This window comes from Streptomyces sp. NPDC000983 (assembly GCF_040299205.1).
In the GTDB taxonomy this organism is placed as follows: domain Bacteria; phylum Actinomycetota; class Actinomycetes; order Streptomycetales; family Streptomycetaceae; genus Streptomyces.
In genome coordinates this window covers 18,090-38,188 of record NZ_JBEPBM010000040.1, presented here as the reverse complement: position 1 = coordinate 38,188, position 20,099 = coordinate 18,090, and the positions used below count along the sequence as shown (strand labels likewise).

General features: G+C 69.4%; 16 protein-coding genes and 1 pseudogene. 8 read left to right on the top strand and 9 right to left on the bottom strand.

What is annotated here, in order from left to right:
* Window positions 1–47: 47 nt before the first annotated feature.
* Window positions 48–653 (bottom strand): hypothetical protein, encoded by a 606-nt coding sequence (locus ABT296_RS32000; protein ID WP_351932454.1) that lies wholly within the window; start codon window positions 651–653, stop codon window positions 48–50.
* A 1,114-nt stretch (window positions 654–1,767) separates the two neighbouring features.
* Here ABT296_RS32000 and ABT296_RS31995 point away from each other — a divergent pair.
* The 5 genes from ABT296_RS31995 (at window position 1,768) to ABT296_RS31975 (ending at window position 6,560) form a co-directional block, all read left to right on the top strand.
* The gene (locus ABT296_RS31995) at window positions 1,768–2,121 is read left to right on the top strand and encodes a hypothetical protein (RefSeq protein WP_351932452.1); all 354 of its coding nucleotides are present in this window, start codon (window positions 1,768–1,770) and stop codon (window positions 2,119–2,121) included.
* A 136-nt stretch (window positions 2,122–2,257) separates the two neighbouring features.
* Window positions 2,258–2,974, top strand: coding sequence for a hypothetical protein (locus ABT296_RS31990; protein ID WP_351932450.1), 717 nt, complete (start codon window positions 2,258–2,260; stop codon window positions 2,972–2,974).
* 644 nt (window positions 2,975–3,618) lie between these two features.
* A complete protein-coding gene (locus tag ABT296_RS31985; protein WP_351932448.1) occupies window positions 3,619–4,056 on the top strand; it encodes a DUF4259 domain-containing protein in 438 nt (145 codons plus the stop codon).
* 404 nt (window positions 4,057–4,460) lie between these two features.
* Window positions 4,461–5,375, top strand: coding sequence for a replication-relaxation family protein (locus ABT296_RS31980; protein ID WP_351932446.1), 915 nt, complete (start codon window positions 4,461–4,463; stop codon window positions 5,373–5,375).
* 519 nt (window positions 5,376–5,894) lie between these two features.
* Window positions 5,895–6,560, top strand: a complete 666-nt coding sequence (locus ABT296_RS31975; protein ID WP_351932444.1) for a hypothetical protein — start codon at window positions 5,895–5,897, stop codon at window positions 6,558–6,560.
* Window positions 6,561–6,841: 281 nt separating this feature from the next.
* Here the strand turns inward: ABT296_RS31975 and ABT296_RS31970 are convergent, their stop codons facing one another.
* From ABT296_RS31970 to ABT296_RS31940, 7 genes and pseudogenes are all read right to left on the bottom strand, one after another.
* Window positions 6,842–7,894 (bottom strand): hypothetical protein, encoded by a 1,053-nt coding sequence (locus tag ABT296_RS31970; protein WP_351932442.1) that lies wholly within the window; start codon window positions 7,892–7,894, stop codon window positions 6,842–6,844.
* Window positions 7,895–7,986: 92 nt separating this feature from the next.
* Window positions 7,987–9,075 carry a patatin-like phospholipase family protein gene (locus ABT296_RS31965; protein WP_351932440.1) on the bottom strand — a complete coding sequence of 363 codons (1,089 nt, stop codon included), beginning with the start codon at window positions 9,073–9,075 and terminating at the stop codon, window positions 7,987–7,989.
* Window positions 9,072–11,624 (bottom strand): anti-phage 6A-MBL system cap2_3 protein, encoded by a 2,553-nt coding sequence (gene cap2-3, locus ABT296_RS31960; RefSeq protein ID WP_351932438.1) that lies wholly within the window; start codon window positions 11,622–11,624, stop codon window positions 9,072–9,074. Before cap2-3 ends, ABT296_RS31965 begins: the two co-directional genes overlap by 4 nt.
* On the bottom strand, window positions 11,621–12,925 hold the full coding sequence (gene mblB, locus ABT296_RS31955; protein ID WP_351932436.1) for an anti-phage 6A-MBL system MBL-fold protein: 1,305 nt from the start codon (window positions 12,923–12,925) through the stop codon (window positions 11,621–11,623). The genes cap2-3 and mblB overlap by 4 nt, the downstream gene beginning before the upstream one ends.
* A 51-nt stretch (window positions 12,926–12,976) precedes the next feature.
* Window positions 12,977–13,235: pseudogene (locus ABT296_RS31950) on the bottom strand (transcriptional regulator NrdR); the annotation flags it as partial.
* A 108-nt stretch (window positions 13,236–13,343) separates the two neighbouring features.
* Window positions 13,344–13,508: a hypothetical protein gene (locus ABT296_RS31945; protein WP_351932434.1), complete on the bottom strand. Its 165-nt coding sequence runs from the start codon at window positions 13,506–13,508 to the stop codon at window positions 13,344–13,346.
* Between the two features lie 208 nt (window positions 13,509–13,716).
* The gene (locus ABT296_RS31940; protein WP_351932432.1) at window positions 13,717–14,226 is read right to left on the bottom strand and encodes a hypothetical protein; all 510 of its coding nucleotides are present in this window, start codon (window positions 14,224–14,226) and stop codon (window positions 13,717–13,719) included.
* Between the two features lie 402 nt (window positions 14,227–14,628).
* On the opposite strand from ABT296_RS31940, the gene ABT296_RS31935 reads away from it, so the two are divergent.
* Complete coding sequence (locus ABT296_RS31935) at window positions 14,629–16,824, top strand: UvrD-helicase domain-containing protein (RefSeq protein ID WP_351932430.1); 2,196 nt, start codon at window positions 14,629–14,631, stop codon at window positions 16,822–16,824.
* 601 nt (window positions 16,825–17,425) lie between these two features.
* On the opposite strand, the gene ABT296_RS31930 is transcribed toward ABT296_RS31935, so the two are convergent.
* Window positions 17,426–17,617 carry an AbrB/MazE/SpoVT family DNA-binding domain-containing protein gene (locus ABT296_RS31930; protein ID WP_086693928.1) on the bottom strand — a complete coding sequence of 64 codons (192 nt, stop codon included), beginning with the start codon at window positions 17,615–17,617 and terminating at the stop codon, window positions 17,426–17,428.
* 179 nt (window positions 17,618–17,796) lie between these two features.
* Between ABT296_RS31930 and ABT296_RS31925 the strand changes: the two genes are divergently transcribed.
* On the top strand, window positions 17,797–18,837 hold the full coding sequence (locus tag ABT296_RS31925; protein ID WP_351932484.1) for a DNA cytosine methyltransferase: 1,041 nt from the start codon (window positions 17,797–17,799) through the stop codon (window positions 18,835–18,837).
* 47 nt (window positions 18,838–18,884) lie between these two features.
* Entirely contained in the window at window positions 18,885–20,093 is a 1,209-nt protein-coding gene (locus ABT296_RS31920; protein ID WP_351932428.1) for a DNA cytosine methyltransferase, read from the top strand.
* Window positions 20,094–20,099: the final 6 nt, after the last annotated feature.

The following is a 20,099-nucleotide window of genomic DNA, read 5'->3' as shown; positions in this document are numbered from 1 at the left end:
GCCGACCTCCCGGAGCGCAACGGATGCGGAGCAGTGCAATACGGGAGTCAGCGCAGCCGGACGGCGTGCGGAGGCACGCCGCCCCCGACACACTGCGGAGGAGCGAGCCGGTTGTACTCCAACAGTTCGACGAGGCGGCCGCAGCCCGGCTCACGGCAGCGCACCCGGTACAGCAGTGGAAGGGAACCGGGCAGCGCCGGGAACCGGTTGTCACCTGCCTCCCCGCCGGGCCCCAGAAGGCGACGGGCACCGGGCGGGAAGGTGGCCAGAAACAGGTCGACGGCCTCCTGCGGGACTACCGCCTCGGGCACACCCGACGAGTCTGCCAGCACAATCCCCGCAGGGTCGTCGTCGAGGTCGAGCAGACTCATTGTCCCAGGGGGCATCAGCGCCCCGAACAGCGTGCTGGGAGCGGTCACCAGCACACCAGCAGGCACGCTCGGCCCACCGGTGAACTCAACCGTCCGCACCAGCCCGACCGGCCCGACGCCGCGCTCGCACATCACCACGAAGCCGTCATCAGCAGCCTCAGCCAGGATCTCCATCCCTGCGTCTGGCTCCGCCACCACCAGCTGCGACGTTGCGAACTCGCGCAGCGGCGTCAGAGGTCCGGCGCTCCACGCAACGGATGCGGTATCGCTGAATGCCGTCATAGCCCCGCCCCCAACCAGTGCCCCCGCACACATCAGCGGGAACCATGCCCCGTCCCTCGCCCGGCGAATCGCATGCCAACGCCCGCAAAGGTGCACGGAAGCATTCCGAGAGCGCGCGCTCGGGAAGATTCAGCGGTCGCATGCCGCGGGACCTGTCACCGCATGGTGGCGCGGAGGGGCTGTTCTCCAACTGCGTATGCGCCGACCAGCGTCAGTGGAAGCACCTGCCACATTGGCCGACCGGTACGCCCGCGCAGAACACGGGAAAGAGGAGCCGCGCCCGCGTCGTCGATGAATGGCTGGCCGCCCACCCGGTGAGCACCGAGGAGGTCGCAGAGCGCGCGATCGGTGCCGGGCTTCCCTCCCACTGGTGCTAAGACTCCTACCCGGCGCCGGGGACCGGCGTGGCTGCAGCCGCTGCTCGTACTCGGCCTGCACTCTGGCCAGCCACCGCGATCTGCTGCTGACCGCCGGGCGCCGCTCGCGGCCCGCAAAGCTGTACGCGCTGGTCGAGCGCGTCCGCCAGGTGCCGTTGCCGTTCAACCCGCCATCACCATGACCGGACTCATCGAACTGACGCGCCGCCGCGCCGCCCCCGACCCCGGCATCGAGGTTGAGGAAAACGCAGACCTCGAGCGGAGGGAGCGCGACGTCCACGCCGCCCTGCGCAAGCCCCCACCTGGGCTCAACGGCCCGCACCGGCCCCGGAAAGTTCCTGCACAGCGCCGACGGCTGCGGCAGCTGCAACTGAAGGCCACACCGCCCCCGTTACCTACTTCGGGGCTTGGCTTCCCCCTTGTTGTTGATGATCCTGGGAGGCTGTCACCGGGCCCGAAGGCATCGACAGACGCCGGGCCGACCTCCTCTTCGCCATGCTCCGTGAAGGAACCTTCTCCGAACCCTGGCCGGCCTCAGCCGGCTCCCCCTCAGCCTCAGCCCACACGGGACAGTCCCACTCGTCAACCGAGTCCATCACGACCGGATGACCGCAGAAGTCACACGGCCGCATGCTGACGCCCACCGACTCCCGAACAGGCTCATCACTCATGCCAACCACCCTGCCACCCGACCGCCTTACCCACCCAGGGGCCCTTCACGGGAGATACTGGGCACGATGACCACGACCCAGCGCATCCTCGACCTCGCAGCGGCCACACCGCCCAGCCGGGACGAGGACCTGGCGTTACTCCTCGCCGAGGCGAACGAGCTGTACCAGCAAGGGCTGCAGACACTGCGCCAGGAGGTATCGGCGCGCCTCGACGGATCGCCCACTGCGGAACTGGTGCTCGCAGCGGAAGCGGCCGGGATGCCGTGTGACGGCTCGCAGGACCGCGGCGAGGTGATCCTGTTGCTGGCCCTGGCCGAGTGGGAGATGACACCGGCCGCCCTCGCGTATGTGGAGATGGCCGAAGCCGCCGCCCGCCGCGGCGTCTGCCTGATCCCCGAAGAGCAGAGCCGCCGGTCGTGAGCACTGAGGGCGGCGACTGCGCGGCCGGCGGGAAGCCTTGAGCCGCGTGCTGGACCTCCCCCCGCAACTTCTGCCATTATTTTCTTTGCGAGCCGGGCCGGCTGGCACACGCTGACCTGCAGAGGGAGGTTCTGCCATGACCTCGCACCGCGAGCCCCGCCTCGTCACCTCTGCCGAGATCGCCGCCGAACACTGCCTGACCCCCGCACGCATCAGCCAGTTCCACACCGACCGCACCGAGAACACGGCCGGCACGGCCTTCCCCGAACCCGTCGGCAAACGCGGCCGCGCCCGCCTGTGGGACCACACCGAAATCACCGAATGGTTCGCCCACCGGGCACGGGCGCGGCTGACCGGACACACACCGCCCTCCCGCGACCCGGACGAGCTGCTGAACGCCGCGGACGCCTCCCGCTACCTCGGCTACAAGAACCCCAGCCAGGTCACCACCTTCGTCCGCGACCACCCCGGCTACTTCCCCGAACCCGACGCCGTCGAAGAGATGGGCACCGCCGGCAGCCCCTACCGCCGGCAGCTGTGGAAGGTACAGACCCTCAACGAGTGGATGGCCACCCGGCCCGGCCGCGGACGACGAGCCGGAACCACACCCGCGCCACCCCTGCCCGACGTCCCCGCCGACGGCGACCCCAACGAACTCCTCGGAGCCAGCCAAGCCGCCAAACTCCTCGGATACAAAACCGTCGGCTCCTTCTGCAGCAGCCTCGCCCAGGGCAACCTCCCCCTCCTCAACACCACCGATGCCACCGCCGGGAATGCCGGACGCCAGAACGGACGCCGCCGCTGGACACGGCGCCGCATCCTCGAGCAGGCCGCCCAGCGCAGAAGGAAGTGACACCCCGGCGGCAAGCGGACCCCGCTGAATCCGCCGCCCCGTGAACACAGCCCCGGCTACAGGGAGTTGGTCTCCTCTCGGGCCGGACATCACACGACGGCCGGCACGGCGCGGCACGCCACCACTCCCCCGCAACAGCAGACCCTGCTGCTGCGGGACCGGCCATCACTCACCTCCAGCTCCAGGCCGGGCGACCACGCGCAGCGCCGGCCTCGCTGGCTCTGTCGATGACGAAACCCAGCGTTTCGCGGGCGGTTCGGAAGGCGCTGCTCACGTCGTGTCGATGACTTGGGGGGCCGGCTCACGTTCTGGGGCACGTCCGATCCTTCGGGCAGATACTCACCAGGTGTCAGCGAGAACGGTTCCCGAGTGGACTGCGGGGGGCCGGGCCGATGACCTGCCCGGCACGGACACCTTCAACCACGGCCTCGGACGCGACCTTGCGGCCGTCACTGCGGGCCTGGCCCTGTTCTGGAAACCGGGCGGCGTCGCAGTCGCCGTCTCCACCGCATCAGAATGATCAAGCGGCAGATGCGCGGACGCGCCGGCTTCCACCTCCTGCGCGAGCGGGTGCTGCTCGCCTCCTGGGCGCACTGTCAGTGGCCAGTGCGACGATCCCCCCGGACGACCGCGCGAGGAGAGACATGGGCACCTGGGACACCGGCCCCTTCGACAACGACACCGCCGCCGACTTCGCCGGCGACCTGGACAAGGCCGCACCGGAAGAACGCGAAGCCATGATCCGGGGCGTACTCAAACGCGCCGCCGGGCCTGGGGACTTCCTGGGTATCTACGACGGCGAGCGTGCAGTAGCCGCGGCAGCCCTGGTCGTGGCCCAGCATCCCGACGGCACTGCGGCATGCCCGAACTACGGCCCGTCAAAGCCGCTGCCACAGCTGCCCGCAGACCTCCGCATGCTCGCCGTCGACGCCCTGGACCAAACGGTCTCCCACCGGTCCGAACTCGCCGAACAGTGGGGCGAAGCTGCGAACTGGCCGAAGTGGCGCCAGGACATCACCCGCCTCCGCGCCGTACTCGACCCTCCGATCCCGCCACAGAAGGAAGCACTCTTCGAGATCTGACCAGTGCCCGTGCCCCACAGCCACGGACCACACAACGTGAACCGGACCCCCACCTCGGACAGCCGCTCGGTGCCGACCGGCGAGACGCCCTGTCCCGCTCGTGCCCCAGAAGAAGGGGCGCTGGACATGGGCGCAGGTGGCGGTCCTCGTCCCACCGTCAGGAGCTATCGGCAAGTGCCTCCCGTTCCCCTCGTCATCGAGATCCGGGCCCGGTGAGTACCTCCCGAAGCCGTCGACAACCGCAGTCACGTGACGGCGATAGACCCTCGCGCAGCCGGGACCGTGGTCGGGGCCGTGGAGCCCTGACCACAACCCCGATCAGGGTGAGTGTTCCCGTGTTGTGACCCCGGTCGGGGCCCTATGGTCGGAGATCCGGTCGGGGGCAGGGGGTTGCCTCCTGGGGTATGTCCCCTCCCCCCTCAGATACTGGGGCCGCCGAGCTGGCCCCCAGCCCCGCCGAACCCCTGCGCCTGCAGGTCCTGACCGCACTCGCCCTGCACCGCATGGCCACCACCGGCCAACTGCGCCAGATGCTCCGCCCGGGCGGCTCCCGCCAGGTCGTCTCCCACGTCCTGCACAAACTGCGTGCCGCAGGATTCACCGACCTCACCCCGCTGCAGGCCACCGACCGCTCCCGCACCCACGCCTGGTACCTCACCCCCGAAGGAGCACGCCTCACCCGCGACCTGCCCCTCCTGCGCGGACGCCCGCCCTACCCCATCACCACGGCCACCGCAGCATCCCTGAAGACCCCGCACACCCTGACCGTCACACGCGCCCACCTGCCCTTCGCCGCCGACGCCCGCCAACTCGGACACGAACACGGACCCTGGGACTGGACCCCCGAAGTCGCCCACCCCATCGGCGACGGCGAACGGCTCGTCGCCGACGCCGTCCTGCACTACACCGCCGTCGACGGCGAACACCGCCGCAAACTCCGCGCGTTCATCGAAGTCGACCGCACCACCATGAGCAGCGAACGCCTCGCCATCAAACTCATCGACTACGCCCGCCTCTTCCTCCACGAAACCCAGCCCACCCCACGACGCAGACCCACCACCACCGGCCCCGCATGGCAGCGCTGGTACCCCGTCTTCCCCCGCCTGTTGTTCATCCTCACCGGCGCCACCCGCACCCGGCTCACCAACCGCATCACCGACCTCCAGGCCATGACCGCCCAACACCCCATCGCCGCCACCCTCGCCCGCGAAGTCCCCCTCGGCGCCGCCATCCTCGAAGACATCGAAAAGCACGGACCATCCGCGCCGGTGTGGGTGCCGTTGACCGGGGGCGAACCCCGGGCGTGGAGTGAGCTCTGACCCCGCCCGACAACAAGACCGGGCGAGACGCCCGAACAACCCACCGCCCCGACAGCCGCATCTCCGATGTGCGCACTCCGCGCCTGAACCCACTCACGCCACCACGCACTGTGCAGCACCAAGACAACGCGAGCGCTGGCCGGACAGCACACGGACGGCAGCAGCGGCCGCCACGGTCCTCGCTACGAACGCCCCCACCGATCTGCCGGTCGCGCTCGGCGAGCACAGCCACGCGATCCCCATCGTGGCCGCACGCGGCAACGACAGCATCGTCACCGCCGACGTGGCCCCTCGGCGCGTCGCCGACGCGGGTGAAGCATGCCTCCGCTTCCCGCACCGCTCACGCCCGCCCGCCCGGAGCACAGCACCGTCCAGCACGTCGTCCTGGACGGCCCGCGCACCTGCGGCCGCACTCCACGAAGCCGCCGGGCCCGGCCCCTGGCGTCGCCGCCGGACGGCGCGACGTCTCCGGCCCGCCCCACTCCCTCAGCCCCCGCGATCCCCTCGAGGAGGACTCACATGCCGCAGCGAAGGCTGCAACGGCCCCGCGACGACGCCACAGCATCCGCCATGGGCCGCGCCCTGCACGCACTGACCGCACTGCTGCCGGCCCTCGGCGAAGGAACCCACGAACTCAGCCTCACGGCCGAACGCACGGACGGCACGGAGATGAACGCCGACCTGCACGTGACCAACGAACAAGGGACCTGGCACGTCAATCACACCGCCGAGGAATACCTGCAGTTCTTCGTACTCCTGACCTTCACCCTGGAAACCAGCACCATCCACGACGCCGTCCTGATCGCCACCACCGACGCCGGCACCACCCTGCACACCCGCGGCTGGGACGTACACAAAGGCTGGCTCCACCCCATGAACACCACCGAACTCCAAGACGCCGTCACCTACCAGCCCGCAGACAACACCACGCCCTACAACTCCCCCAACCCCCACACAACCGGTGAGAAAGCCCCGGAGCAGACACCAACACCTCACCCACCACACGCTGGACCCCCACCACCAACACGGCCGCGACGGCCCCACCGTGACAAGGGCTCGTACCGCACACGGGGGATCGAACGCGCACAGCGCCACCCGGCCATCCAGGACCACCCGGCACGACAGCCCGGCTGGCCACGTCAGCACCGAGCACTGCCACCTGCGGCTGGCGTCGCCGTGGAATGACCAGTCGCCGCGCCGTCACCGCCACGGCAGCGACGGCTGCGCAGCCACCCCGGCCAGACGGACGCGCTGCGCACAACCGCAGCTGACGAATGCGCACCCCCCACCACAAGTCCGACCACGGCACTTGGGCGCCCGACCACGAACCCAACCACGGGACTACGCGCCCCGGCCCCAAACCCGACCACACCAGCCCACAGCAGCATTACGGATGTGCGCACCAGGTACGCAGCGGCGAACACCCCGAACCGCCGAGCCCCGGGACCTACGCTGGCAGCAGAGAACTATGTCTCCTGGATGGCGAGCGCGAGTGGTACGGGGGTCGCCGCAGCGGGGTTGAGGCGCCAGGCTGTGGTGAAGGGGAATTCGTTGCTCACCCACAGCACGCCGGCCAGCTCGGACGGCATGATCCATTGCGGCGGGTTCGACGGATCGATTTCTATCGGGTGGTGGATGAACGAATCGCCGAAGTTGAATTGCATGCTGAGTGTGGGGGCGCCGCGCAGCAGGTCGTCGAGGTGCTGGACTTCGAGGCCGGTGAACTTGTCCGCGCCTGCCGCGATGATCAGCGGGAGCTCGGTCTCCTGGGCCAGGGCGCGATATTTGCTGACCTTCTTCTCGATGCCAGCGGCGACCGACTGGGCGGAGACGACACCAGCGATGTTGCTCGGGGGAACCAGGATTGTTCGCATGCCGGGGGGACGCATGGCTTGGCCTGTGGTCGGGTCGGCCTGCAGCAGGAAGGTGTAGCCCTGGCTCCGGTAGGCACTTTGATGCAAAGGGGAGAGCAGTACCCGCCGCAGATCCTGGGCGATCCTTTTCGCGGTGCCCGCGTCGGGAGCCTGAAGCGGGCGTGAGGGGTCCCCGGCCACGGTGAGCACGACGGGGACCGGGATCTGCTTCAACCGCTCTACCAGGGCGTGCCATGCCTTGATCTTCGCGGTTGTTCCCTTCTGCGGGCTATGGGTGAGGACCTCGACCAGGGCAAGAGGCGTGCCGTCCTCGTTGACGACGGTCCAGTCCGGTGTCAGGTTTCCCCACCGCCGCTCAAATTCGACATTGAAGCCCCGTCGGCGCAGCGCTGCGCCGGCAGCGAGCTCGATGATGTCGGGCCAGAAGTTCTGGTCGCGCCACAGGTTCGCGGCGAAGTTCTCAGCGGTGGTCTGCGGCAAGAGACCGAGTTGCTCGTCCAGCCAGATGCGCCATGGCTCGTACTCGTCCAGAACTGCCAGGTCGTAGGAGAGCATCCGGTTCTCCGGTGGGCGCTTGCTGTAGCGCTTCCTTTGCTCGACGACAAAGCGAGGACCAAAGCGCCGGTGGGGCTGTTCAGTATTCATGGGCTTGGCTTCTCTGCTTTCCAATGTCCGTATGCACTCAGCTCGAATCCTGCTGTTGCCACCGGTTCGGTGCGGGGTTCCAATCGGTGCGCTCAGCGCAGGTACATCGGCAGCACGGTGCGCATGAGCTGTTCGCCGCGGGTGGTGATGGCCTCGAAGTCGCTGCGCGCCATGGCGGCGAAGTTGGTGGGGTAGGAGGTAACCGCGGTGCGCGGGACGAGGTCGGCGGGTGGTGCGGGCAGACGGTCGTCCTTCATCCCGAGATAGGCGAGGGCGAAACCATCGATGCGCCCGCTCTGCGCCCATTCGTGCAGGCGGGCGCGGGCGGAGTCCTGAGCCTTGCGGTGGACTACGGTGAAAGAGCGGCGCAGACGCCCCAGCATGAAGTGCGGCGTCTTCAACGTGAGTTCTCCGAGTCCGGCATCGCAGGAGATGATGAAAGGCACGTCGTAAACGTGCTGGGTGTGGAGCGGTGAACGGCCGGGCTCCAGAACGGACAGACCGAGGTTGTCGTAGACGCCACCGTCGGTGAGCAGGACGGTGTGCTGCTGCTGATGTCCGTCCGGGCGCTCGAAGGTGAAGGTGCGTTCCAAGGCAGGCAGAAGCGCCGGGTACGCCGCGGAAGCAGCCACGGCAGTGGCGATGTGGATGGGCTCGATGATGGTGCCGTAGCGGGAGCAGCCGCTGCGGGTGCTCCCGAAACGGACGGCGTTGGTGGTGGCCAGGTCGGTGGCGGTGAGGACGACATCGAGGCCGGGGTGGGTGACGTCGTCCATGGTGGTCGTGCCGAACGCCTTGTGGGCGAGGACGGCAGCCAGGGCGTCGGTGCGGTTGGCGGGGCGGGCGACGGTGGCATGGGGGCCGCGGGTGAGCAGTTGGCGGGTGCCGGCCCGGGCGGCCGCAGTGACGTTGCGGACAGCTGCGGTGGGGGTGAACACCTGGCGTGCGATGTCCAGTTGCAGGCCCGAACGCAGCAGGTCGGTGGTGCGGGCGTCGAAGTCGGAGAAGTCCTGCGGGCCGTAGGCCCACAGGGCGGCGAGGAGTGAGCCGCCGGAGATCCCGGATACGACACGGATGCGGTCGAGGAGATCGCGATCGTGCAGGGCTCGTAGGCAGCCGAGGTGGAAAGCGGCCGCGCGGGAGCCTCCGCCGGACAGGGCAAGGCCGAGGGTGCGGGTCATGGGCGGGGGGCGTCCGATCGGTGTGGGGCGGGCACGGTGCTGTCAGCGGTGGTGGGGCGGGTGGCGTAGCCGCCGGGCCACCACCGGGCCGAGCCGGGACGGCCGGGTGGCAGCGTCTCTTCTGGTGGGGTGGTGGCCGCGGTGGTGCGGGTGGCGAGGCGCGCGTAGAGGTCTGGTCCGTCGCCGGTGGCGAGCCATGTGTCCCAGACCGGTTGCGGTCCGCCAGCGATGAGGACGAGGGCGCGGGCGGGGGCATCGTCCAAGGGCAGGGTCAGCAGTTCCATGGCCCTGCGGTCGGTGGCGCTGGGCTGTGCCGGCGAGTGGGGGTGGGTGTGCCACAGGCCGAGGAAGCGGCTGATGTTGCCGGTCGCGGTGCGGCGGGCGGCGAGGTGGGCGCTGACGCCGACCAGGCCGTGCTGGAAGTAGGCCTCAGACAGCAGGGAGTCCGGGGGCGGTCCGGTGGCCTCGTCGACGTAGATGATGCCGGTGGAGTCGTCGATGGCACCCAGCAGCATGCCGCCGGTTTCGACGCGCGGGCCGCGGATGCGGGCGCCCCGGCGGGCTTCGGCCCTCATCTCGGCGAGGGCGGCTGGGGCGATGCGGATGTCGTAGCCGGTCGCCTCGTCCGTCGCGAGGGTGTCGTTGGGCCAGGTCAGCCAGCGCGGGCCAGCAGGCTGCGGGTCGGTGGGACCGGCGGGCATACGGACGGTGAGCGCGGCCATGGTGTGCCGGTCGTCCGGGGCGTTGAGGGCGTGGAGGATGCCGGTGATGAGCTGCCCGGCCAGGGCGGTGACGTCGGCGGCCGAGCCGGTGAAGGTGGCGTCCGAGCAGCCGGGTTCGGGCTGGAAGAGCTCGGTGCGGGGCTCGGTGGGGAAGAAGTCCTCGACCATGTCGGCCAGGGCACAGGTGGAATCCTGGCGGGCGGCCAGGGCGGTACGGCGCAGCACGTCGGTGCCTGCGCCGGTGGCCGAGCGGGGCGAGAGTGCGGCGATGCCGCGGGTGGCCTGGTGGCCGATCATCACGGTGGCCAGGTGCGGCCATGCGCTCGCGTCGCAGCGGCGGGCACGTTCGAGGTAAGCCCGCACGACACGGTTGGCGGTGCAGTCCAGGATGAGGTCGAAGGAGTGCACGTCAAGGGCGGAGAAGCGGCGGGTGATGTCGGCGACGACGGGCTCGATACGGGTGACGTGCGGGGCGATCTCATTGAAGCGGGCGGCCAGGACGTCGGCCTTGGGACGGCCGATGTCGGCATCCGCGTAGGGCTGGCGGGCAAGGATGCCGGGGTGCACGAGAGACTGGTCGACGACGGTGATGTGGGCGGCGCCAGCGCGAGTGCAGAACTCGGCGGCGGGCGCGCCGAGTGCGCCGGCTCCCAGGACAAGGATGCGTTTGCCGTGCAGCCAGGCTGCCGGGGTGTTGTGGTCGCGGCGGACGGTGACCTCGGGGCGGGCCTCGTAGACACGCATCCACCGGGTGCGTAGCCCGGTGAGCCAGTCGGTGCCGAGTTGGATGACTTCTTCGCCGAGTTCGATGAGTCGGGGGTGGTCGCTGAGGGCGGTGTCGGCGGTCAGGCGTCCGAGTCGGTCGGCGAAGTCGGGCAGGTGCCAGGCCACCAGGTGCGTCTGGCGCGGCCCGTCGCCGGCGATGCCTCGGGAAGGGGTGCCCAGCAGCAGGTACACCGGCGCCGCTGGAGTGTCCTCGTCGTCTGACGCGTCACCGTCGGGGTGGAGCAGGGTGCGGTTGCGGTCCGCGACGATTCCCGTCAGCCCCAGCAGCAGGCGTGGCGTAAGGTGGTCGCGGGCCAGGGCATCGACCAGTTCCCTCGCGGTGAGCGGGTATTCGAACGTCAGGTGCTTCGTGGTGACGACGGCGGGGGCGAGAAACGCGCGGGCGCTGGCCGGGAGAGCGGCGCTCTCCCGCAGCTGCTCCGGACTTTCGGGCCAGAGGTCCTCGACGGCGAGCCAGCCCACCACGTCGCATCGCGTCTCGTTGACCTGGTGCAGTACGGCGGCGCCCAGCCATGGCCCGTCTGGTCGTGCGACGGGCGCGTCGCGGCGGATCACGAGAAGCCCCGCCGTGTGGTCGGTCAGGGCGTTCGGGGGGTGCAGGGGGTCGCCGGGACGATCCAGTTCTCCCGCGGCGGCCGCCTCGAACCAGTCCAGGAGGCGGTTGATGAACCCGTACATGCCGTCGGCCGGATCCCACTCGGTCGCCGTCGAGCGGTACAGGCACAGGTGACGGCCCCAGTTGACGTGCGGGGCACTCGCGAAGCGGGTATGTCTTGTCTGCACGGTGGGGGCGGTGATGGGAAAGTCCGGGGAGATAAGCAGCGTGACCGCCTCCACGCTGCGCAGCCGCAGGCCGCCGTGGGTGCGCGGCAGGTTGGCGCAGCCGACGCTGATGCGAGCCTCGACGGACCCGGGCCGGCCGGCGAAGGCTGCCACGTGTGTGACCGCCACCGATCCCTGGGACGCCTGGGCAATCCGGTGAAGCTGGTCGAGGGCAAGTTGCTGGCCTTCGGCGAGTTCCGGGGTGGTGCGGTCCTTCACGCGGCACCGAATCCGACCTGTACCGCCGGTTCGGCCTTGTCGCCCCTGGCCTGCTGCACGCCGGCGCGGGCGGCGTCCGTGCCGCGCTGGTGCGGCAGGCCGGCTGCGGCAGTGAAGGTGGCGGCCGGGAAGCGAGTGGTGCCCATCGCGGCCAGCAGCCGACGTCCCCCGCTGGCGGCCTTCAGCACCTGGGCCTTGTTCTCCAGGTCGGTGACGTCGACGAGTTCGAGGCCCAGGCCCTGCTCCAGAGCGAAGACCACCGGGCGGGGCTCCTCCTTGGAGGGGTACTCCCCCGTGCACAGCACCGGGTAGGCGGTGATCGACTCGTAGGCGTGACGGGCCAGCAGGTGCGGCGGGTCGCCACCCTTGTCGTCCTTGTCGCGGAAGGGCCGTGAGCTGGAGATCACCCGGGCGTCCGCGCTGGCATGCGCCTGGAGCCGGTCGAGGATGTCCTGCTTGAGTTCCTCCTTGCCGTCCTCGTCGTCGGCGTACATGACCTTCTTGGAGCAGTGGTGCGGAGAGAGCAGCACCTCCCAGTCCACCCGGTCCGAGTTGCCTGCGGCTTCACTGTTCTCGAAGATCATCTTGATGATGGGGTAGGCAAGGTCGCCCAGGAACAGCAGTCGGCCGACCGTGCCGTCATCGGCCTTCAACTGCACTTGCAGGGCCAGGGAGGTGTCGTTGCGGTCGCCGGCGCAGTTGTCTTTGAACGGTGCGTGTACGAACGCCTCGAACCGGTCCTCGACGTCCCGGCCGTCGACCTTGGTGATCACGTCGCCAGGGAAGGTGAAGTACTCGTCCGGCAGCTTCGCATAGGAGTGGTCCTTGCGGTCCTCGTCGTATCCGATGATCCGGACCCGGTTCCCGCTCGCGGGCTCCTTGCCGGCCTCGACGGCTTTCAGGGTGGCGTCCACACGACGCTCGACCTCTTCCTGGAAGCGGCGGGCGTCCTCGCACATGGGCTTGTCCTCGGACAGCTCCCGCCACAGACGGGGCGTCGCCCAGATCTCCCCGATCAGAACGGAGCTCTCCAGCAGGTCACCGAACCCGCAGCAGTGGTCCTTGTCCGCGTGGGTCAGGGCGAAGACCGCCAGGTAGGGCGTCTTTCCATCGGGCTGCGGGAGAGTCTCCTCCAGACGGTCGATGACGGCGGCGACCACCGCGTCGTCCTCGTCGGCCGCCTTCATGTCCCGCAGGTCCACCTGCATCACCAGGTCGCCGCCCAGCACGATGGTGGTGGAGTCACCCGTGCCCACCGGCCAGAACACCACCCCCTGCCCTGGAAGTTCCGTCTCGACCATGTCCTACCTCTTCGCTCAATACTGATCAACTAACGGGAAAAGCACACCAGTTCACTGCTCAGGCCAGATGTACCACGCGCCACTGACAACGCCGCTGCGATCGGACGGCAGGGTGTTCGGTCTCTGCTCCAGGAGCTCCGTGATCGCCGCCTCGAAGTCCTCGAGCATGTCGAACGCCCGACAGACGGACGCGAACCGCAGGGGCGAGGAGACCGTGCCCCTGCCGCGGGCCGGGCATGGTCAGCCCCACGTCGTGGGTGGCCGGCTCGATCCTTCCGGCGGCCCGCACCGCTTCCGCGATCCGCCGCCCGGGTGAGCAGGAAGGGCGGCGGCCGCCTTTCTGCTCACCCGGGGGCAGGACTGCTCAGCGGCGAGGAAGAGCCAGCAGGTTGTTGGTCCACACGCCATCGGCGCGGGTCTACAGGTACTTCTCGCGGCGCGGCGGGGTCACCACGGCGACCTCCGCCCGGTGCCCGCCGGCGTCGCTTGTGTAGGCCTGGCCCTTTTCGTCTTCGATCCAGGTGACGATCTCCGCCCGGGTGTTGTCGCCGGTCTTGGCGGTCGCCGGGTTGGTCCACCACAAGCGAGTGATGTTGCTGGTGCGTGGTGCCGCCGGACAGGCGTACCGCGGTGATCTGGATGGCCATGATTCTTCTTCTGCCGGCCTTGCCCGACGGGGTCCCGGAGCTGGCGCCGGGTCCCGTCACCCCGGTGTGGGGTGATTCGCCCGGGACGGACGACGTAACTCGCGGGTAGAGAAACGAGGGTGTCCTGAAGGCACTGGCGGGGCGTCAGGAGCAGTCGAGGCAGCGGTCGGCGCCGTCGGCGAACATCGCGGGCGGATGCCGAATGAAGCATCCCTGGCACAGTCGTTCGGTCACGCGCGCCGGGCAGGCCCAGCGGTCGCATTCGGGACAGCGGGGGACGCCGCAGACGGAACAGGCGGGTTCGAAGGAGCGGAACTCCTCGTCGCAGTGTTCGCAGATGTACTCGCGCGCCTGGGGGCCGGTGTCCTTCGTGGGCGGCGTAAAGGCGCGCCAGGGCGCCGAGTCGGTGACGAGGACGGCGACCAGGTAGCCGTCCATCGGCGCGGTCTGCGCGTGCAGTTCTCGCCCCAGGATGCCGTCGCGGTAGCGGATTTGGGTGCGTCCCTGCGCGCGGCCCTGGCCGGCCCGGGCCTGGGCGATGGTGGGGATGTCGCCCTGGAAGCTGCCGCGCTGCAGCGGCCGGAGGCCGTGGGAGGCGGCGAAGACGACCTGTCCGCCGGTGTCGAGGAGGAGGATGTGTCCGGGGGCGGGCAAGTGCTGGATGGCACGGACACACACGGCCATGCGGGAGGCGCCGCTGGCACGGGGAAACCCGCTGACCGCATCCACGACCGTCACGGCGGACGGACGGATGCCCGGTACCGCGTCGTCGAAGAGCCGGCACAACGCACGACAAGAGTGACCGTAGGTGCGCCAAAACCGGCGAGCACTTCACGCCGGTCGGGTGGATCGGACCCCTGGCCTTGGAGGGCCTCGCCAGCGAGACCTCATCGTCCCTGCCTTCGCGTACGCCGCCTCGGTGGGGTGCGGAAGCGACTGCGGTCGCCGGCCGAGCCCGCACCCCCAAGGCAGCTTGAGCTCCCAGCGGCTAGGCCAGGGCCTCACCTCTGCCCAGGCCGGGGCCCTCCTCCTCGTGCCACCCGGATGGTCAGTACAGTGATCGCCACTATCGACGGTGAGGGTACGGGGGGCGTCATGGCGCGGCTCGGCATACACCGCGACTTCCTGATGGAATTCGCGGGACTCGAAAAGCACGTGCAAAAACGCGTTTTCGAGGTGTTCGAGAAGTTCGCCGCCGCCACGCACGCCGGGCTCCACCTGGAGAAACTGACGCACCAGCGCGATCCGCGCCTGCGCACCATCCGGATCACCGACTTTTGGCGCGGTGTCGTCCTCAAATCCGATCAGGGGGATGGCTACCTGCTGCTGAAGGTGTTGCCGCACGACAAGGCCAACCATTGGGCGGCAAACCATCGCGCCTCCGTGAACGCGGCCAGTCAGGGCATCGAGATGCGTGACGACGTGGCCCTGGAGCGGGCGACCACCGAACTGTGGGCGGCGACACGGCAGGACGGCACGCGGCTGTTCGCGGAGTCGGCCTACCCGGACAAGGTGTTGCGCAGCCTCGGCGTCGACGCCGAGATCATCCCCATTGTTCGGCTCATCCCCGACGAGGCTCACTTGGAGGCCTTGCATCGGGTCCTTCCCGAGCAGCAGTACGACGTCCTGCTCGGGCTGGCCAGCGGGATGTCCCCCGAGGCCGTGGACCGCGAGGTGGTGCAGGTGTATGCGACGGCGTCCCGGGATGCGACCGACAAGGCGGCCGATCCCCTGGATGCGGCCATGACCCACGCGCGCGGCCGCATCGCCCTGGTGTCGGGCACGGAGGAGCTGCGCGAGATCTTGGAGAGGCCCTTCGATGCCTGGCGCGTGTTCCTACACCCCAGCCAGTACCGGATCGCCTACCAGGAGTCCTACCGCGGTCCCGCCCAGGTTCTCGGGGGCCCGGGCACCGGGAAGACGGTGGTCGCCCTGCACCGCGCCTTGCACCTGGCTCGGCGGCTGCCGGCCGACGCGCCGGACGGCTGCATCCTGCTCACCACCTACACCCGGGCGCTGGCGGTGGAACTGGAGCGCTGCCTGGGCCTGTTGATTGCCGACGACCGGCTGCGTGCGAAGATCACCGTGATCAACGTGGACGCGCTGGCCTACGACGTCGTGCGCGGCACGCACGGCGGCAGCCCCGTCAAGCTGGTCACCGACCAAAAGGAGATCAAAGCCCGCTGGGCCCGCATCATCCGGCGGCTGGACCTCAACTTCGCCGACGTGTTCTTGGACCAGGAGTGGCGCCATGTCGTCCTGGCCCAGGACCTGCGCAACCCCGAGGCCTACCTCAAGGCCCCCCGCCACGGACGCGGCACGGCCCTGCCGCCCATCCAACGACTGCAGGCGTGGCGCGCCATCGAAGCGTTCGAACAGCAACTGCACCAGTTGGGCGAGCGGACCTTCCTGCAGATCTGCGCGGAAGCCACCAGCCGCCTGACCGACCAGGCGGAACCGCCATTCCGTCACGTGATCGTGGACGAGGCACAGGACCTCCACCCGGCCCAGTGGCGCTTTCTGCGTGCGCTCGTACCGGAGGGTCGCGACGACCTGTTCATCGCGGGCGATGCCCATCAGCGCATCTACGGCAACAAGGTGTCGCTGCGGTCCCTGGGCATCTCGATCACCGGGCGTTCCCACCGGTTGCGAATCAACTACCGGACGACGCACGAGATCCTGGACTGGGCCTCGTCCCTGCTCACCGGTATTCCCGTCGACTCGGTCGACGACGACGCCTCGCTGGCCGGCTACCGCTCCACTCTGCACGGTCGCCGCCCCACCCTCGCGCCGCACCCTTCCAAGGCCGAGGAGATCGCCGCGGCCGTCGCCCGGATCGCCGAGTGGACGGCTTCGGGGGTGGCCCCCGAGGACATCGCCGTGGCCGTGCGCTTCATCCAGCTGGGCCGGGACGTGGCGACCGCGTTGGAGCGGGCCAGCCTCCTCACGCACGTCCTGGGCAGCTCGGCACCCGGAGCAGGGGTACGCATCGCGACGATGCACCGGATGAAGGGACTGGAGTTCCGCTGCGTCGCCGTGCTGGGCGTCAGCGAGGGCATTGTGCCGATGCGTGCCGCGATCACCCCCATCGCCGTCGACCCGCAACAACACCAGGAAGACATCGCCACCGAACTGAGCCTGCTGTTCGTGGCCTGCACACGCGCTCGAGAGGACCTGCTCGTCTCCTGCCACGGAACCCCGAGCCCGTTCCTCGCTCCCGTTGCCGACGACGGGATGGGAGCAAAACGGTGACCGCGCAGCCGGGTCGTGGTCGGCGAGCACGACCTTCCCGATGACGACGAAGGTGCCGTCCCGCATCTCGGACACGTCGGGGCAATTGTCGTAGCCGGTCGACCCGCGCTCTGCCAGGGGGGCGGACCCGAAACGGCACAGGGAACTCCCAGGTGACAGGATCGGCGCCATGAGCACCGAGACCAACTGGGTGTACCGCGTGGATGAGCCGCGCGGCTCGGCAGGCCGGCACTCCTACGGCGACGACCCCGAACGGTGGCGGGGGACGATCACGAGCGCTCACCCGGCCGAGGGCGCCCAGCACGCCGCCGCCCTCGTCGTCACCCACCTGATCACCGAGTGGGACCGGGAAGGCTGCAAGTTTGGAAAACCCGTCCACGTGCTCGTGAGGGAAGCAAGGAGGACGTCACCCTCCGCGGATGGTGACTCAGGCACGTGGGAGTGGTCGCAGGTCTGGCGATGTGGTGCGCTGCGGATGCCACCCCTCGTGCTCTTGCGCCCTCCGTCTGCGCACGTGCGCGCAACCGCCCGGACCTCGCACCCGGGCGGGTCATCGCACCGAAGCCTGCTGCGCGAGGAGAGTGCCCGGAGAGGTCTTGGTTCAGGTCAGATTCCCGGTTTCGGCCAACTCCGCCAACGCGTCCTCGGCGCGGCGCAGCACGATGCGGCCGTCACCGGCACTGTAGGCAAGGACTCGGGTACCGGGGGTCAGGCCAGCCTCGACCAGGATGCCCATGGGGATCTCGGCTCGGCCGTTTTCGTCGATCTCCACTTCGGAGGGTTCGCGCAGCATGGAGCCAGTCTTCCACTCTGACTGTGTCCTGTTCCGCCGCCGGTCGGCCAGGGCGGGATTGCATGGTGCGTCGGACCTGTGGCACATGGCCGCGCCACTCGCCGAGGGTGTCGGGCTAGTCTCGGCACCGTCCGCCAAGATCCCTATGTTTGGTCTGGAGAGGTGCACGCGGCATGACGATGGCAGGGTTCGACGATGTCGAGAAGCCGGCACCGCCACAGCAGCATCGTGCCGACCGTCTCGTCCCGCGCCTGCGTTCGTTGGAGATCTGTGCCGGCGCGGGGGGACTCGCGCTCGGTCTGGAACGTGCGGGTTTCGACCCGGTGCTGCTCTTGGACGACCGACCGGTGGCCTGCGAAACACTCCGCGCAAATCGCCCTGAATGGGACGTAAGGGCCGTCGATCTCATGGCCTTCGATCCCGCGGAAGAGCAGCAGGTGTACGACGTCGACCTCCTCGCCGGCGGGCTTCCCCGAGTCAAGGGAACCGCAGCGGTTAACCGCTCACGCGGTAGTGCCATCGAACTGGGCCTGTTCAAGGCGGCCATCGAGCTGGTGTACGGGGTGCAGCCGCGGGCTGTGTTGGTGGAGAACGTGCCGGATGTGGTGACCAAGGACGCGTATGCGCCGTTGCGTGACTTCGTGCAGCAGGAGCTGGGGCATCTCGGCTACGAGCACGCGTGGTTCGTCCTGAACGCAGCCGACTACGGTGTTCCGCAGGACCGGGAGGTGGGGGTGCTTGTTGCGTTCAAGGGCGACGCTCTGGGCCGCTTTCGCACCCCCGAGCGCCTGCTCGACCCGCCGCTCACGGTGGGAATGGCGTTGGGTGAGTCGATGGCCGCTGGCGGATGGGACGGTGCGGCCGAGTGGGCCGCGCAGGCCGACCGTCTGGCCCCGACCATCGTCGGGGGGTCGTGGGAGCGCGGTGGCCCCGATCTCGGCATGACGGGTTCCAAGCGGGCGTGGGCGCGCATGGGCGTGGACGGCGGCACGATCGCGGATGCCGTGCCGGGGCCGGACTTCCACTGGGACCCCGCATTGGGGCGCAAGGGCATGATGGCGCTCACCGTGGAGCAGGTCGCCCTGCTGCAGGGCTTTCCCGACGACTGGAAGATCATGGGGCGCAAGACCGCCCGCTACCGGCAGGTGGGCAACGCGACCCCGCCTCCGCTCGCCGAGGCTCTGGGGCTGTCGATCCGGGCCGCCCTCGTGGCTCGGTGAGCAGGTGCGGCTCCGCCGCCGGTCGGGTCGCTATACACTCCCAGATCATGACCGCCGCACAGCCTCACCAGTCCTCATCTGCACCTTTGCGTATCGTGGACTTGTTCGCGGGCCCCGGAGGTCTGGACATGGCCGCCAAGATCCTCGATCAGGAGGCCATTGGCATCGAGTGGGACGACGACGCCTTCGAGACGCGGCAGGCCGCCGACCTGCTCACCGTGCACGGCGATGTTCGTGACTATGGCCCGAACAGCGAGGAGGTGCGCGAGGCGACCGTGCTGGCGGGCGGGCCACCGTGCCAGACCTTCACCGTGGCCGGCTCGGGCGCCGGGCGCCGAGCACTGGACCTGGTGTTGTCGCTGGTGGACAAGCTGGGCAAGGCAGAGGACGTCGAAGGCCTCGACCTGGTCATGAAGGAGGCCGAGGGCTTCGACGACGAGCGAACCGCGCTGGTTCTGCAGCCGCTGAAATGGGCGCTGGAGGCCCATTTCCGGGAGCAGCCGTACGAGGCCATCGTCTTGGAGCAGGTGCCCGCCGTGCTTCCCGTCTGGGAGGCGATGGGCGAAGTTCTCGAACGGATCGGCTACCAGTTCCCCCGGGTCGAGCCGGCGACGCCGGAGGAGGATGGCCAGCTGCTTTTGGGCGAGGTCACCGGTGCGCGCCGACCGGCCAAGCCGCCTCGGCGCGCCTTCGTGCTCCACACAGAGGAGTACGGGGTGCCGCAGACCCGCCGCCGGGCCGTGCTCCTGGCGCGTCTGGGTGAGCGTCCACGTTTTCCCGAGCCCACCCACCGTCGTTACCGCAAGGGCGTTGCGGCCTCCGTGGGTGCCCCGGAACTTGAGCCATGGGTATCGATGGGCAAGGCCCTGGGGCGCAAGGACCACTTCGTGGTCGTGTCGAACTACGGGACCGGCGGGGATCCCAAAGCGCGCGGCCGGCGCGAGGCGACGACCCCGTCGGCCACGGTCACGGGGAAGATTTCCCGGAACCGGTTGCAGACCCGGGACGGCAGGGACATCGGCCGCTTCACCCATCAGGAGGCGGGCCAACTCCAGTCGTTCCCCCGGGCGTACCCGTGGCGCGGCGGCGCCATCGCCCAGCAGATCGGGAACGCCATCCCGCCGCGGCTGGGCGTGCACATCCTCAGCGCTGCGCTCGGGCTCGAGCCACCTGGCCGGGAGGTGTGGAAGCGCTTGGAGAACTGGACGCCTCCCGCGTCTTCCGGCACGGAGCAAGCACCGGGCACGGCAGGTTGATCACAT